The sequence below is a fragment of the Streptomyces sp. NPDC002889 genome (genome assembly GCF_042888425.1).
Lineage (GTDB): Bacteria > Actinomycetota > Actinomycetes > Streptomycetales > Streptomycetaceae > Streptomyces.
In genome coordinates this window covers 14,041-28,276 of sequence record NZ_JBIAPT010000006.1, presented here as the reverse complement: position 1 = coordinate 28,276, position 14,236 = coordinate 14,041, and the positions used below count along the sequence as shown (strand labels likewise).

14 protein-coding genes and 1 pseudogene are annotated in these 14,236 nt (G+C 70.3%); 7 read left to right on the top strand and 8 right to left on the bottom strand.

Going from position 1 to position 14,236, the window contains the following annotated elements:
- Positions 1-18: 18 nt before the first annotated feature.
- Together ACFYWI_RS10595 and ACFYWI_RS10590 are read right to left on the bottom strand one after the other, a co-directional pair.
- A pseudogene (locus ACFYWI_RS10595) lies at positions 19-861 on the bottom strand (polysaccharide deacetylase family protein); the annotation flags it as partial.
- Between the two features lie 78 nt (positions 862-939).
- Positions 940-1,455 carry a MarR family winged helix-turn-helix transcriptional regulator gene (locus ACFYWI_RS10590; protein ID WP_389228452.1) on the bottom strand — a complete coding sequence of 172 codons (516 nt, stop codon included), beginning with the start codon at positions 1,453-1,455 and terminating at the stop codon, positions 940-942.
- A gap of 160 nt (positions 1,456-1,615) precedes the next feature.
- Between ACFYWI_RS10590 and ACFYWI_RS10585 the strand changes: the two genes are divergently transcribed.
- The 3 genes from ACFYWI_RS10585 (at position 1,616) to ACFYWI_RS10575 (ending at position 4,541) form a co-directional block, all read left to right on the top strand.
- Positions 1,616-2,335, top strand: coding sequence for a DUF4142 domain-containing protein (locus tag ACFYWI_RS10585; protein WP_389228449.1), 720 nt, complete (start codon positions 1,616-1,618; stop codon positions 2,333-2,335).
- Between the two features lie 182 nt (positions 2,336-2,517).
- Complete coding sequence (locus ACFYWI_RS10580; protein ID WP_389228446.1) at positions 2,518-3,012, top strand: cupin domain-containing protein; 495 nt, start codon at positions 2,518-2,520, stop codon at positions 3,010-3,012.
- 140 nt (positions 3,013-3,152) lie between these two features.
- Positions 3,153-4,541: a S1 family peptidase gene (locus ACFYWI_RS10575; protein ID WP_389228443.1), complete on the top strand. Its 1,389-nt coding sequence runs from the start codon at positions 3,153-3,155 to the stop codon at positions 4,539-4,541.
- A gap of 150 nt (positions 4,542-4,691) precedes the next feature.
- Here the strand turns inward: ACFYWI_RS10575 and ACFYWI_RS10570 are convergent, their stop codons facing one another.
- The 3 genes from ACFYWI_RS10570 to ACFYWI_RS10560 form a co-directional block, all read right to left on the bottom strand.
- Positions 4,692-5,561, bottom strand: coding sequence for a hypothetical protein (locus ACFYWI_RS10570; protein WP_389228440.1), 870 nt, complete (start codon positions 5,559-5,561; stop codon positions 4,692-4,694).
- Positions 5,562-5,636: 75 nt separating this feature from the next.
- Positions 5,637-6,239 (bottom strand): TetR/AcrR family transcriptional regulator, encoded by a 603-nt coding sequence (locus ACFYWI_RS10565; RefSeq protein ID WP_389228437.1) that lies wholly within the window; start codon positions 6,237-6,239, stop codon positions 5,637-5,639.
- Positions 6,240-6,271: 32 nt separating this feature from the next.
- Complete coding sequence (locus ACFYWI_RS10560; protein WP_389228434.1) at positions 6,272-6,796, bottom strand: MarR family winged helix-turn-helix transcriptional regulator; 525 nt, start codon at positions 6,794-6,796, stop codon at positions 6,272-6,274.
- A gap of 97 nt (positions 6,797-6,893) precedes the next feature.
- Between ACFYWI_RS10560 and ACFYWI_RS10555 the strand changes: the two genes are divergently transcribed.
- Together ACFYWI_RS10555 and ACFYWI_RS10550 are read left to right on the top strand one after the other, a co-directional pair.
- Positions 6,894-7,307, top strand: a complete 414-nt coding sequence (locus ACFYWI_RS10555; RefSeq protein WP_389228431.1) for an organic hydroperoxide resistance protein — start codon at positions 6,894-6,896, stop codon at positions 7,305-7,307.
- A 48-nt stretch (positions 7,308-7,355) separates the two neighbouring features.
- The gene (locus ACFYWI_RS10550; protein WP_389228428.1) at positions 7,356-7,607 is read left to right on the top strand and encodes a hypothetical protein; all 252 of its coding nucleotides are present in this window, start codon (positions 7,356-7,358) and stop codon (positions 7,605-7,607) included.
- On the opposite strand, the gene ACFYWI_RS10545 is transcribed toward ACFYWI_RS10550, so the two are convergent.
- Positions 7,571-8,554: an aldo/keto reductase gene (locus ACFYWI_RS10545; protein ID WP_389228425.1), complete on the bottom strand. Its 984-nt coding sequence runs from the start codon at positions 8,552-8,554 to the stop codon at positions 7,571-7,573. The two genes, ACFYWI_RS10550 and ACFYWI_RS10545, sit on opposite strands and share 37 nt — an antisense overlap.
- 100 nt (positions 8,555-8,654) lie before the next feature.
- Between ACFYWI_RS10545 and ACFYWI_RS10540 the strand changes: the two genes are divergently transcribed.
- Complete coding sequence (locus tag ACFYWI_RS10540) at positions 8,655-9,269, top strand: TetR family transcriptional regulator (protein WP_389228422.1); 615 nt, start codon at positions 8,655-8,657, stop codon at positions 9,267-9,269.
- Between the two features lie 152 nt (positions 9,270-9,421).
- Here the strand turns inward: ACFYWI_RS10540 and ACFYWI_RS10535 are convergent, their stop codons facing one another.
- On the bottom strand, positions 9,422-10,675 hold the full coding sequence (locus ACFYWI_RS10535) for a S8 family serine peptidase (protein WP_389228419.1): 1,254 nt from the start codon (positions 10,673-10,675) through the stop codon (positions 9,422-9,424).
- Positions 10,676-11,080: 405 nt separating this feature from the next.
- Complete coding sequence (locus ACFYWI_RS10530) at positions 11,081-11,218, bottom strand: hypothetical protein (RefSeq protein ID WP_389228416.1); 138 nt, start codon at positions 11,216-11,218, stop codon at positions 11,081-11,083.
- Positions 11,219-11,508: 290 nt separating this feature from the next.
- On the opposite strand from ACFYWI_RS10530, the gene ACFYWI_RS10525 reads away from it, so the two are divergent.
- Positions 11,509-14,236: helix-turn-helix domain-containing protein (locus ACFYWI_RS10525; protein ID WP_389228412.1), on the top strand; the 2,728-nt coding region annotated here is incomplete at its 3' end.

Here is a 14,236-nt window from a genome sequence, read left to right as displayed (position 1 = left end):
AGCGGCCGAGCGCCGGGCACCGGTGCGCATCAGATCGGAGACCTTCACCAGGTGGTAACCGCGTCTGCGCAGCTCGGGAACGATTGTCCGGACGGCCTGCGCGGTGACCGGCGCCGCGCTGCGCGTGCAGTGCATCACCACCACCGAGCCCGGCTTCACCTCCGCCAGGACCTGCTCGGCGACCGCGTCCGCGTCCGTCGCGAAGGCGTCGCCGCTGACGACGTCCCACTGGACCGCGGTCACCCCGGCCGGACCGATCGCGCGCAGCGCCCTCTCGTCGTAACAGCCGCCGGGGAAGCGGAAGTACGGCACAACCCTGCGCGCACCCACCTTGCGGAAGGCGGCGAAGGCCCGCTCCACATCGGCCCGCATGTCCTGCCTGCCGATCACCGGCAGCCCGTAGCAGGGCGATGCGAACGCATAGTGGCTGTAGGAGTGGTTGGCGATCTCGAACAGCGGGTCGTTGCCGATCTGCTTCGCCTGATCGGGGTACTCCTCCGCCCAGCGGCCGGTCATGAACACCGTCGAGGGGACGCTCAGACTGCGCAGCGAGTCGATCAGTGCGGGATTGTCGAACCGTTCCCCGCCGCCCGCCCGGGCCCCCTGATCCGCCGTCATATCGGCGTCGAAGGTGAGCGCGACGGCCTTGCCGGCAGGGCCGGTCGCCCGCCGGAACACCGGCGTGAGCCCGCCGGGCCCCGGTGCGACCTTCGGTGCTCCGGGATCGGCCTTCTCCAGCGGCCTCCCAGCTTGCGGGGAGGCCGCCCGCGTCCGGCTCGGGGACGGCTTCGGGGTGGTGCCGGAGCGATGCTCGCTGCCGCAACCGACAAGGACGGTGCTCATCACGGCAGCGACCGTCATCCTCCGCACAAGAGTGATCACCCAACGGAATATATGATCAGTCCTTCGGCGTGCGGCTGTGGCGCTCCCGTGCCGGGGCTAGGTTCCCCCGGTCCAGCCCAGCGGATGCAGCTCCACGGGCCTGGCCGCGGCTTCCGGCTCCCCGCCCGCCTCGGTGAACGCCGTCAGTGCCGCTATCAGCGCGGCCCGCTGCGCGGGGTCAAGACGCTCCACGATCGACGCGATCTCCTTGCGGCGTCCCGACATGACCTCCTCGACGATTCGCTCACCCTCCGGTGTCAGCCGCAGCACGGTCTCGCGACGGTTGTCCGGGTTGGTCTGCCGGTCCACCAGGCCGATGGTGATCAGCCGGTCCACCATGCGCATCGCGGTCGAGGGGCTGACACCGAGCCGCTCGGCGAGCAGGACGAGCTTGGCGGCGCCGTGCGTCGACAGCACGACCAGCAGCCGGAACTGGTGGAGTGTCACCCGGTCCTCGACCGAGGCCAGGGACCGTGCGGACAGGGCCACCAGCAGCCGGGACGCGGTCAGTACCGCACGGGTGACCGCGTCCACGTCGTCCATGCCGTCGCCCGGCTGATTCTGCTCGACCATGACCCCTTTCTACCCTGTCGCCTGTTCTGCGGCGGCAGGGGAGTGCCTCTCGTTGAACATTCCGGTGCTCTCCCGCGTACCTGTCGACGCGCCGTGCCAGCCGCAACACCAGCTCCCGTGAACAAGAGACGTGTTCTTGAAGCCGAAACTGGGAGACACCATGCGTTCGATGCACGGCACCGCACGATCCAGGACCGGAATATGGGCGGCGCTCGCCCTCGCTGTGGCGCTGGCCGCCATCGCCTCCGTATTGCTCGTGGTACGTGGCAGCAGCGGAGGGGATGCGGACCCGGCGGCCGTCGGGCTGCCGCAGCATCAGGGGGGCCACGCGGGAGCCGCCGGCCAGGAGGGGACGCTCCAGGGCCGGAGCGGGGCCGCCGGCGCCGCCGACAGCGGGCCGCAGCCGGTCACCGAAGTCGACAGGACGTTCCTCGTCAAGGTGCGCCAGGCGGGGTTGTGGGAGATTCCCGCGGGCCGGCTGGCGCAGACCCACGCTTCGAGCGATGCCGTACGGCGCGCCGGACTCCACCTGCTCGACGGTCACAGCAAACTCGACCAACTGGTCCGTGAGGACGCCGACATCCTCGGCGTCGAGCTTCCGAATGAGGCCACGGCCGAGCAGCAGCAGTGGGTGACCCAGTTGGACGAGGCCAGGGGCGACGAGTTCGACCGGCTGTTCGCCAACGTACTGCGTGCGTCGCACGGCAAGATCTTCGCCACGATCGGCGAGGTGAGGGCTGCCACGCAGAACGACCTCATCCGCCGCCACGCACGTCAGGCCAACCAGACCGTGCTGGACCACATGGAGGTCCTGGAGGACACGGGGCTGGTCACCCCCGACACGCTCCGCGAGGTCGAGTCCGCCGTCACCCCCAAGTAGGCAGGTGCGACGGGCACTCCAAAGCCCCGCCGGGCTTTTTGCACTGTGCAATGATGCCCTCGTGAGGGACCCGGCGGGCGGTCGGCAACTGCTCGGGAGCGGCACTGGCACGGTGGCGTGGCTCGACCGCGCGCTACCCGCCTGCCGGGTCCTTCGCTCCGTGTGCTCAGGAGGAATGAACGATGGCAGGGACCCCTTCGGTCGGTGTGCTCGCCGGGCTGGCGAACCTGATCGAGGTTCCGGCCGGCCAGGGTGGCGCCGTGTGGCGCCTGACCGCCGCCGGCCGTCAGCTGGACGCCAATCTGATCCGCGTCCTGCCCGGCGACCGGGTCCAGGGTCATGTCGAACCGGACCTGGATGTGCTGCTGTGCGTACTGACCGGCACCGGTGAGCTGGAGACGGACGGCACTCGGCAGCGGCTGTCGGCGGGTTCCGTGGTGTGGCTGCCGCACGGCGCCCATCGGTCACTGTCCGCCGGGCCGGTCGGACTCGCCTACGTCACGGCGCACCGCCGCCGTCCGGGCCTCGCCATCCGCAACGCCACGTCCGCCGCCACGGCAGTCGAGGGCGGTGAACCGGCCTGTCTGCTGAATCGGATCTGTCCGGGCTGCGACCGCCCTGCCGAGGACGTCGGTGCACGTTACTGCAGCCGGTGCGGCACAGAACTGCCCTCGTGAGCCGACTCTGACGGTTCGTCACAAAGGTTCTTTCGCAATCGCGATGAGTACAACTCCCGCCCCATCCGTATCAACGGTCGGACGCGTCCCCCGGTTTCCATCGGCAACCGGACTCCGTACCCCCTACAGGAGGCGACGAGTTGAGTCATAGGCGAATACCCAAGCGAAAGGCCATTCTGGCGGGAGCCGGAGCGGTCGGGATCGCCGCAGCAGCCATTCTGCTGCCCCAAGCCAACGCCTCGCAGGACGGCGACTCCCAATCCGAGGCGCGGTCGGCTCCCCGGAAGTTGAGCGCCGCATCCGCGGCAGATCTCCTCGAACAGCTCGGTGAGAAGCTCGGCGACGCCTACGGCGGGGCCTATTACGACGCCGACGACCAGGAGCTCGTCGTCAATGTCGTCGGCGACGACAACGATGTGATCGTCCAGGTCAACAAGGCCGGGGCGGTGGCGCGCGAGGCGGACAACAGCTGGGGTGCGCTCAAAGCCGCCACCGGCGAACTGGCGAAGAAGGCCACCATCCCGGGCACCGCCTGGGCCCTGGACCCGCGGACCAACCAGGTCCTGGTCACGGCGGACCGCACCGTGGCCGGCGACCAGTGGGACAAGCTGGAGTCGGCAGTGGACTCCCTCGGCACGGGCGTGGCCCGGATCCAGAAGTCCAAGGGCGAGTTCAAGCCCTTCCTCGAAGGCGGCGACGCCATCTTCGGCGGCGGCGCACGCTGCTCGCTGGGCTTCAATGTCACCACGCAGGACGGCCAGCCCGGCTTTCTGACCGCGGGCCACTGCGGAGTGGCCGCCGAGCAGTGGTCCGAGTCCGCGAACGGTGCACCCATCGGTACGGTCCAGGCCGCGACGTTCCCCGGCGACGGCGACTTCGCGCTCGTCACGTACGACGATCCGGCCGTGGACGCCCCGAGCTCGGTGGACCTGGGCAACGGGCAGACCGTCGAGATCGTGCAGGCGGACGATGCGGCCGTCGGGCAGCAGGTGTTCCGGATGGGCAGCACCACCGGTCTGAAGGACGGTCAGGTCACCGGACTCAATGCCACCGTGAACTATCCGGAGGGCACGGTCACCGGTCTGATCCAGACCAATGTGTGTGCGGAGCCCGGTGACAGTGGTGGTGCCCTGTTCACCGGCGACGGCAGCGCGATCGGTCTGACCTCGGGCGGCAGCGGCGACTGCACACAGGGTGGTGAGACCTTCTTCCAGCCGGTCACCACGGCGCTGGCGGCGGTCGGCGCGCAGATCGGTGACGGCGGAGCGGGCGCAGGTGACGCGGGCGCTGGCGCGGGTGATGCCGGTGCTGGTGACGCGGGTGCCGGTGATGCCGGTGCCGGTGACGCGGGTGCCGGTGATGCCGGTGCCGGTGACGCGGGTGCCGGTGATGCCGGTGCCGGTGACGCGGGTGCTGGTGACGCGGGTGCCGGTGACGCGGGTGCCGGTGATGCCGGTGCGGGCGAGGCACAGGACGACAACGCCGGTGCGGACGACAACGCCGTCCAGAACCCCGGTTCCGGCGGCTGACGAGGGCTGACGGGTGTGGGGACAGGGCTCCGGGCGCCGTGGGCGCCCGGAGCCCTCCGGGTCCTTCGGCAGCTCGGCCGGTCCCGCCGCGCGGTCCACGGAGCAGCCGCGGGTCCGGCCCGCCCCCGTCGGTCGGGCCGGACACCGCTGCTACTGCATGTGTTGAACGCGCGGACGGGGTGCGGTCATTCCCCCGGGGCCCTCCGGAAGTGCGAGCAGTGCGAAGAAGCGGTGGGCCGCGCCGCCGCGCCGGACGACCAGAAGCCAGGTGAGCGCGACGGCCACCGGGACTCCGAGCCACCAGCCCAGCAGATGCACCAGGACCGAGGACGCGACGGCCGTGCCGAGCGCCGCTGCGAAGACCGCCCCGAGCACGGCGCCGAGGACACGCAAGGAGCCCGTCATCGTTGAGGCGCCCGCGTCGCGCTGCCCGGTCCGGATCCAGTGGGCCATGAGCGCCAGCATCGCCGGGACGAGGACGGCGCCCATGCCGTACAGGGTCAGTGCGACGGGTGAGCCGAGCCAGTCGCCCGTGCGCGACAGGGCCTGACCGAATCCGGGCTGCTCGGGCCATGCCGCGAACGTCTCCCGGTCGGCGGAGAAGAAGCGCTGGTACCCGCGTCCGTCCCAGCCGTGGACCAGGATGAAGAACATGCCGGTGTAGCCGATCCCCGCCTGCAGGAAGGCCGCGTACACCCGTCCGGCGGCGATGAGTCGCGACGCGACCCAGTAACCGAGCACGCCCTGGCTGACGTTGGTGGCGGCGAACAGGGCGACCAGCCAGGCCGGGAGCGCGTCGTGCCCGCGGGCGGCCTGCATGGTCTCCCAGTCCGGGAAGCCCCAGAGCAGCCAGGCGCCGCTGGGCGCGAACAGCACCGCGCAGTACAGGACGGTGGCCATGAGGTACGGGTCGGACCAGCGGCCGCGGTCCTTGCCTGCCGCTGAGGCGAGTTGACGGGCGGCGGCGGTCGCGAAGCCCGCGCCTATCCCGTAGGACCAGAAGACATCCACCTGGACCATCGTGCTCCCTTTCCGGAATGACACGTCATTCCGTTCTGAAGGCAAAAGAAAAGAGCGGTCCTTGCCGGCCACAGCTCAGGGTGAGCCGAGACCGTCGAACATGAGCGTCTCCACCGTGCGGATCCAGGGATCGCGCATGGCCTCGGGATCCTGCGCATGCAGCAGCCGCACGGCCCCGGTCAGGATCATTCCGTTGACCGCGAGACCCACGACGTGGGCGTCGAGGTCGCGCCGCAGAAAGCCGCGGTCCTGCCCGTTGTGGATGAAGCCGGCGGTGTACGCCGCGGCCGCTTCCATCGCCTTGCCGGCCATGTCCGGCTCGGCCCTGTCGATCGCTACGGCGTCGTAGAAGAGGATGCGGCACAGCGCGGGTTCGGCCACGACGAGGTCGAACAGCTTGTGGCCGATGCGCCGCACCTGTTCCCGGTACTGCGCCAGTTCCGCACTGGCCCCGGGGTCCTCGTCGGCGAGGGCCTCCAGCACCTGCCCCAGAGCGCGGGACACCACGCTGCGCGCGATGTCCTCCTTGTTCTTGAAGTACCGGTAGAAGGTCCCGTGCCCGGCCCCGAGCTCCCGGGCGATGTCGGAGATCCCGGTCGCGTGGTAGCCGCGCTCGGCGAACACCTTGCCCGCGGCGCGCAGTATGGCGTCCCGCTTGTCCCCGGCGTCGTGCGTCACGTCCCGGCCCCTTCACCCGACGGAATGACGCGTCATTCTGGTGCCGGGGGCGAACTCCCGTCAATACCGGGCCCGTTCGCAGTCCCCACCCGGTCCAGCGTGGCCGTCAGCGCGTCCAACTCCGTGCGCAGGGCCCGGATGCGGTCCAGGGAGAGCCCCGTGGCCCCGGCGATCCTGCGGGGTACGCCCAGCGCCCGACCGCGCAGTGCGGTCCCGGCGGGGGTGGGGCGGGCAGTGACGGAGCGCTCGTCCTCCTCGCTGCGCCTGCGCACCACGTAGCCGGCCGACTCCAGTCGCTTGAGCAGGGGTGACAGCGTGCCCGAGTCCAGATGCAGATGCGCGCCGATCTGCTTGACCGGCAGTTCGCCGTGCTCCCAGAGCACCAGCATCACCAGGTATTGCGGGTACGTGAGCCCCAGCTCCTTCAGTGCGCCGCGATAGACGCCGTTGAAGGCGCGCGCGGCGGCGTGCAGCGAGAAGCAGATCTGGTGGTCGAGCCGCAGAAAGTCCTCGTCAGGCACCTGACTCAGTGGCGTCGTCTCCCGGGAGCTCTCCATGGGCTCAGCATACCTGCGCGCCACTCAGTTGTGCACAATTGAGTTGTGTGCTTTATTTATCCCTGCTGTTCCCCACGGACGAAGAGGGATGAAACTCATGGACGCGCTCTACACCGCCGTCGCCACCGCCAACGGCCGCGAAGGCCGCGCCGTCAGCTCCGACGGCCAGATCGACCTGCCGCTCGCCCACCCCAAGGCCCTGGGCGGCAACGGCCAGGGAACCAATCCTGAGCAGCTCTTCGCCGCCGGTTACGCGGCGTGCTTCGCCAGTGCGATGGGCGCCATCGGCCGCCAGGAGAAGATCGACGTCAAGGACGCCTCGGTGACCGCCGAGGTCTCGATAGGCAAGGACACCGACGGCGGTTTCGGCCTCTCCGTGATCATGCGTGTCGAGCTGCCCGACCACCTCCAGGGCGAGGCCGGGCGTGAGCTCCTGGAGAAGACGCACGCGTACTGCCCGTACTCCAAGGCGACCCGCGGCAACCTTCCGGTCGAGCTGGTCATCGAGTAATCCCCCGACACGGCGGCAGAGCCGGGCGATCGGCGCTTGGATGGCCTCATGGCCGAGGCGGTCAAGCAGTTCGACCCGGCTCTGCTGCGGATGATGCGGGCCGACGAGGCCAACTGGGACGCACGTACTCCCGTACACCTGGCCGGCCGGTTCCACGACGTGAGCCCGGCCGCCGACCCGGCGCGCTGGTTCGCTTCCTGCGGGTGGGCATCGGTGATCCGACGGGGCGTGAGGTCCTGCATCTCCTGTGCCATGTGGGCGGGTCAGCCGTTCAGGTTCCGCATGAGCTCGGGTGCGTAGCGGTCGCCGGAGACGATTCCGCTCGGGGCAACGGCGTCGATGGCGGCCACGTCCTCGGCGGAGATCGATATGCCGGTGGCGGCGACGTTGTCCTCCAGGTAGCGGCGCCGCTTGGTGCCGGGAATGGCGACCGCGCCCTGATGCAGGACCCAGGCGAGCGCGAGCCGGGACGCGGTGACGCCCTTGTCGGCCGCGATGCGGCGCACCTCGTCGACCACCGCGAGGTTGCGTCCGAAGTTCTCGCCCTGGAAGCGGGGGTCGGTGCGGCGGAAGTCGTCCGCGGCGAAGTCGTCGGGGCTGGTGATCGCGCCGGACAGGAAGCCCCGGCCCAGCGGTGAGTAGGCGACGAGTCCGATTCCGAGCTCCGTCAGGGTGGCCAGGACGCCGTCGTCCTCGATGCCGCGCTCGAACAGCGAGTACTCGCTCTCGACCGCGGTGAGCGGGTGGACGGCATGCGCGCGGCGGATGGTCGCGGGCGCCGCCTCGGACAGCCCGATGTAACGGACCTTGCCGGCCGCGACGAGCTCGCCCATAGCGCCGACCGTCTCCTCGATGGGGACGCCGGGGTCGACGCGGTGCAGGTAGTAGAGGTCGACGTGGTCCGTGCCGAGGTGGCGCAGGGACCGCTCCAGGGAGCGGCGGACGTACGCGGGCGAACCGTTCTGGCCGACGAGCGTCCCCTCGTCGGTGAACTCGATCCCGGTCTTGGTCGCGACGACGGCCTGCTCCCGTCGGCCCGCGAGGGCCTTGCCGATGAGCTGTTCGTTGATGAACGGACCGTAGGCCTCGGCGGTGTCCAGCAGGGTGACGCCGAGCTCCAGGGCCCGGTCGATCGTGGCGAGCGACTCGGCCTCGTCGGTACTGCCGTAGAAGGCGCTCATTCCCATGCAGCCCAGCCCCTGGGCGGAGACGGTCAGGCCCTGGGTGCCCAGTGTGCGGTGTTCCATCGTGGTGCTCCTCAGGCTAAGTAACTAACTGGATAGATCCAAGGTGCGCTACGTCGTCCCGAAAGTCAATAACTGGATAGTTACTTGTTACGCTGCAGCCATGGCACGCGACTCCAGCGCAACCAAGGCCCGCCTCCTCGACGCCGCATTCGCCGAGTTCGCCGCGTACGGCATCGCCGGCGCGCGAGTGGACCGGATCGCCGAGGCCGCGGGAGCGAACAAACGGCTGATCTACGTCTACTTCGGCAACAAGGACCAGCTCTTCGACGCGGTCATGGAGCGAGCCCTGGCCCTGGGCGTGGAGGCGGTCCCGTTCGAAGCGGAGAACCTGCCCGGATACGCAGGACGGATCTTCGACCACCTGGTGGCCCATCCCGATCTGATGCGCCTGATCACATGGAAGCACCTGGAGCGCCCCGGTGCCACCGACGCCGAGGCGCAGTCGTACCGGGCAAAGACGCAAGCCGTTGCCGTGGCCCAGCGGGATGGACGCATCGATCCGGAGTACGACCCGGCCGATGTGCTCATCCTGACACTGGCACTGGCGCAGGCATGGTTCACGATCGCGGGCGGTATGAGCCCCACGGGCACCGGCACTCCCTGGCCGCCCCAGCAGCTCGCACGGCACCGCGCCGCCGTCGTCGACGCCGTACGCCGGATCACCGCGCCACGGGGGGACTCTGCAGTGGGGCGTTCCGCGTCGTCGCAGGCGTAGCCGGGCGCGGCACTCGCGGGAGAGCCGGCCGCCGGGTGACACCCTGCGTGGCGCTCCGCGATGCGGGCCGCGGCAAGCGACCCCGCGCGCGGGGCCCCTCAAGGGTCCACGCGCACGGGGTCGCTTGCCGCGGCCGGTGGGAAAAGGCCCGGTCAGAAGGAACGGAGCCTGAGGAGACGCTCCTTGGTGCCGTCGCCGTCCTGGGAGGGCCAGGTCCAGTCGAGGCTGCCGGCGCGTTGCAGAGCCGCCTTGACAACACTGGGTGATGCGGTGGGGTGGGTCGCCCGGTACAGGGCTGCGCCGCCCGCGACGTGGGGCGCGGCCATCGAGGTGCCGGACATGGTGGCGTACCCGCCGCCCATGTAGGTGGAGCGGATGCACACGCCCGGGGCGATCAGGTCCACATCGGAGCCGTAGTTGGAGAAGTTGGCGAAGGTGTCGTCCTGGTCGCTGAGGCACGTGGGCCGGCCGATGCCTCCGGGCTTGCCGTCGAAGTCGGCCAGGGCGCTGACGGTGATCACTTCGTCGTACGCGGCGGGGGTGGTGTTCTTGGCGTCGGCGTGGTCGTTGGCGGCCGCGACGGTGTACGTCACGCCCTTGGCGACGGAAGCGCAGATCGCCTGGTGCATGGCGTCGTTGTCGGTCTTGCCGCAGTTGCCGTCGTCGGTGCCGCTGCCGCCCAGGCTCATGTTGGCGACGTCGATCTCGTCGGCGTGCTCGGTGACATAGTCGATGCCGCAGACGACGTCCGAGGTGGAGCCCCAGCCGAGGGGGCTGAGCACCTGCACCGGCCAGAGCCGGGCGCCCGGTGCCACGCCGACCACTCCCGTGCCGTTGTCCAGGGCGCCGATGGTGCCGCCGACGTGCGTGCCGTGACCGTGCATGTCGTCCGGGGGCAGCATGCCGAGCCAGCAGTTCTTGCCGCCGTCCTTGTGCACATTCAGGTCCGGGTGGTCCAGATCGATTCCGGTGTCGATCACGGCGACATCCGCGGCGACCCGGGTGTCGACGCCGTCGATGGCCGCAGTGGGGCTGAGATCGGCCTCCGCCCGGTCCACGCCGGTCGGGGTCGACTGGGCGGTGGCCTGCACCCACCGGTCGGGCTGTACCGACAGGACCTGCGGGTCGTCGGCGAGCGTGGCCGCCGCGCTCGGGCTCATGGACGCCGCATAGCCGTGGAGGGCGTAGCGGTAGACGTGCTTCACCTCGGCACCCATGGAGGATGCCTGCTCGACAGCTGCGTCCACGGCCGTATCGGCGTCTCCGCGGACGGCAGTGTCCTTGAGGGTCACGATGTACCGGCCGGGGATGTGGTCGGACTGTGCGGATTCCTTGGCGACCGCGGGGGTCGGTGAAGCGGCCGCCAGGACGAGTGCAAGGAGGGCGACGCCGAAGATCTTGGGCATCCCGGACCTTTCTTGAGGGCATTGAGGGGCGCGAACCGGCCTGGTACTTCTGCATATTTCTGCAATGTCCGGTTCATCTGGGTGTCCACAGCTAGCAGGTTTGCGACAGCGCGACAGCCCGACATTCGGCGGTCACGGAATTCCTGAGCCCCTGTCAACCATGTGGCGGCTGTCAGGTCCTTGCCGTGACGTTTCCCCTCCGGAGGCCGGATCCCGGGCCCCAGGGACCCCTTGTGAGGGGGCGCCCCGGACCCGGTCCGGACTCCCTGCAGGCAACCGCGGAGCGCCCGGGCGCACCCTCCTGCGCTTCGAGCGTGGCGGCGGCCGGCCGTTCCGCCTGTCGAGTTCGCCGCCCCACCACCCGTATCCCTCGGGCCGCCTGCCCGGTCGTGCCGGCCGGGACGGCTATCGGCTCTGCAGCCACCAGGTGATCCATGCGATGACGGCGGAACCGGCGGCGGTGGCGATACCGCGAACCAGACCGAACAAGGCCGTGCGGCCCAGCCGCCGGACGGAACGCACGGTGTCCCTTTTGTTCTTCATCGTGATCCTTTCGGCAAGACGTTGACAGGTCCGGCCCCAAAGGCGACGGACCGGGAGAGCGCGGAGCTCGTCATGGGCCGAAGTGGCGGCAGCAGCAGGCGTGTTGCCCTTACGCTCCTGCTCGACAGCCCGGCCGGTGGGGTCGGAACGTCGGCCAGCGTGCGCCGGAGAAGCAGCCGGGATCAGCGGCGGCGGTCGACTCCGGACTCGGGCGCCGAAGGTGCAGGTCAACAGGCGACCGGCAACCAGCAGCGCCGGATCGCGCCGGACACCCGGACCGGGGGAAGCGAATGAGTGACGGCGGAGGCGACGCGGTCGAGGCGCAGCGGCGCCGGCTGGGGAAGCGGCTGCGTGCTCTGCGACTTGAAGCGGGACTGACGCAGACCGCCCTGGCCGGACGCATCGGCTCCGCCAAGCAAACGATCTCCGATCTCGAAACCGGCAAGGGAAAGGGCGCGCCCGAGCGCGGCATGTTCGAGAAGTACGTGCAAGCGTGCCTGGCCGAGTCACAGGCGGGCGGCGCCGTGCAGCAACAGCGGTGGGCAAGCCTGCGGGGGGACTACAAGGCCCTGCAGCTGTTGCTGGAACACGCGCAGGATCGTGGCGGCGGTCCCGTCGGCGCGGCACCCGGCCGTCCCGACGGCCGGTGTCCCTATCCCGGCCTGGAGTCCTTCACCGAGGACACGGCCCAATGGTTCTTCGGACGCAAGGCCCAGACCGAGGAACTGCTGAGGCTGCTCAGCACGCGCACCGAAGGCGGGCCACCGCTGTTCCTGATCGGCGCCTCGGGCGCCGGCAAGTCGTCCCTGCTGAACGCCGGCCTGCTCCCCCAGCTACGCATGGGGCGTCTGTCGCCGGACGGTTCGGACCCCGCGCCGGCGGTTCGGCTCACTCCGGGGGCGCATCCGCTGGAGGCGCTCCGTGCGCAGCTGGAGAAGACGAACGACAGGACCGACGGCCCCCTGGTGCTGATGGTGGATCAGTTCGAAGAGATCTTCTCCCAGTGCGAGGAGAGCGAGGAACGACACGCCTTCGTGTCCGCGCTCGTCGAGCAGGCATCCGGAACCACGAACCGCCGGCCCGTCCCGGTCGTGGTGGCGGTACGCGCCGACTTCTTCCACCGCTGCATCGCCCTGCCCGGGCTGGCCGGAATGGTGAGCAAGGGCAACATCGTGCTCGGGCCGATGACCGAGCCCGATCTGCGCCAGGCCATCACCGGTCCGGCTCGCGAGGCGGGACTGGAACTGGAGCCGGGACTGGTGGAGATGCTGCTGCGCGACCTGGGCGTGCGTGGCGGCGGCTACGAAGCAGGCACACTGCCGCTGCTGGCCCACGCACTCCAGGCCACATGGGCCCAAGGGGACGGCCGCCGGATGACGCTGGCCGGCTACCACGCCTCCGGAGGCATCCAGAACGCGGTGGCCCACACGGCCCAGGGGGTGTACGACGCCCTGGATCCGGACGAGAAGCAGGCGGCTCGCCGGATGCTGCTCCGGCTGGTCGCCGTGGACGACGGCGGTGAGGCCGTGCGGCGCCGGGTCCGCGAGGGGGAGCTCGCGCACGAGAGCGGACCTGCCCGCGTCGCCCTGCAGCGCCTGATCGCAGAACGCCTGGTCACCGCGGACGACGGGGTCGTACAGATCACTCACGAAGCGCTCGTGCGCGCCTGGGCGCAATTGCGGGAGTGGCTGGTGGAGGATCGCGAGTGGCTGCGCGTGCACCGCGACCTGACCGCAGCCGCCGAAGCCTGGCAGGCCCTGCGACGTGATCAGGGCAGCCTGTATCGCGGGCACCGACTGTCCCGGGCCACGGACATGGCCGCCCGACGCCGCGCCGACCTCAACCCGCTGGAAAGTGAGTTCCTGGCGGACAGCGTCATGGCGGCAGAGGCAGAGATCACCATGGCTGCGGCCGAGGCCGCGGCCACCCGTCGCCGTAACGTACGGCTGCGGCATCTCACTGCGGCCCTCGCACTGCTGGTGGTGGCGTCGCTGGTTGCCACGGGTGTGGCGGTAGGGCAGTGGCAGGCCGCCGAGGGACAGCGCAGGACGGCCGACCGGAAGAGTCGGCTGGCCACAGCGAGCAGTCTCGCCGCACAGTCCCGCACGGTCCTGGAAAGCCGGCCCGACCTCGCGAACCTCCTGGCCCTGGCCGGTCTGCACCAGGCGGCCGTAGCCGGGACCAACGCGAGTGCACAAGCCGCCCTGTCGACCCCCATGCATCCGGTTCGGCCGCTCATCGGCCACACCGGGGAGGTCACCGCGGTGGCTGTCAGCCCGGACGGGCACACCGTGGCCACGGGGAGCAGGGACAGGAGCGCCCGGCTGTGGGCCGGCAGCGGGCGTCGAGTGACCGCCACGGTGACCGGTCATACGGGTGAGGTGTACGCCGTGGCGTTCAGTCCGGACGGGAAGTGGCTGGCCACGGGTTCCGCCGACGGCACCGCACAGCTGTCGGATGTCGGGACCGGCCGCCCGGTCGCCACGCTGACCGGCCATACGGATGACGTGCTTGCGGTGGCGTTCAGTCCCGACGGGAAGTGGCTGGCCACGGCTTCCGCAGACCGCACCGCACGGCTGTGGGACGTCCGTACGGGGCGTCCCGTCGTCACCCTGGCCGGCCACTCCAGCAGGGTGAGTGCGCTGGCGTTCAGTCCTGACGGCCGCACGCTGGCGACGGGCAGTTGGGACGACACGGCCCGGGTGTGGGATCTGCACCGCCGTGCGGTGGCCGGCACGTTGACCGGTCATACGGGTGAGGTGTACGCCGTGGCGTTCAGTCCGGACGGGAAGTCGCTGGCCACGGGCTCCGCCGACGGCACCGTACGGCTGTGGGACGGCCGTACCCATCAGCGCGTCGCCACCTTGCGAGGGCACACACGCGTGGTGAGTGCGCTGGCGTTCAGTCCTGACGGCCGCACGTTGGCGACGGGCAGTTGGGACGACACGGCCCGGGTGTGGGATCTGCACCGCCGTGCGGTGGCCGGCACGTTGACCGGTCATACGGGTGAGGTGTACG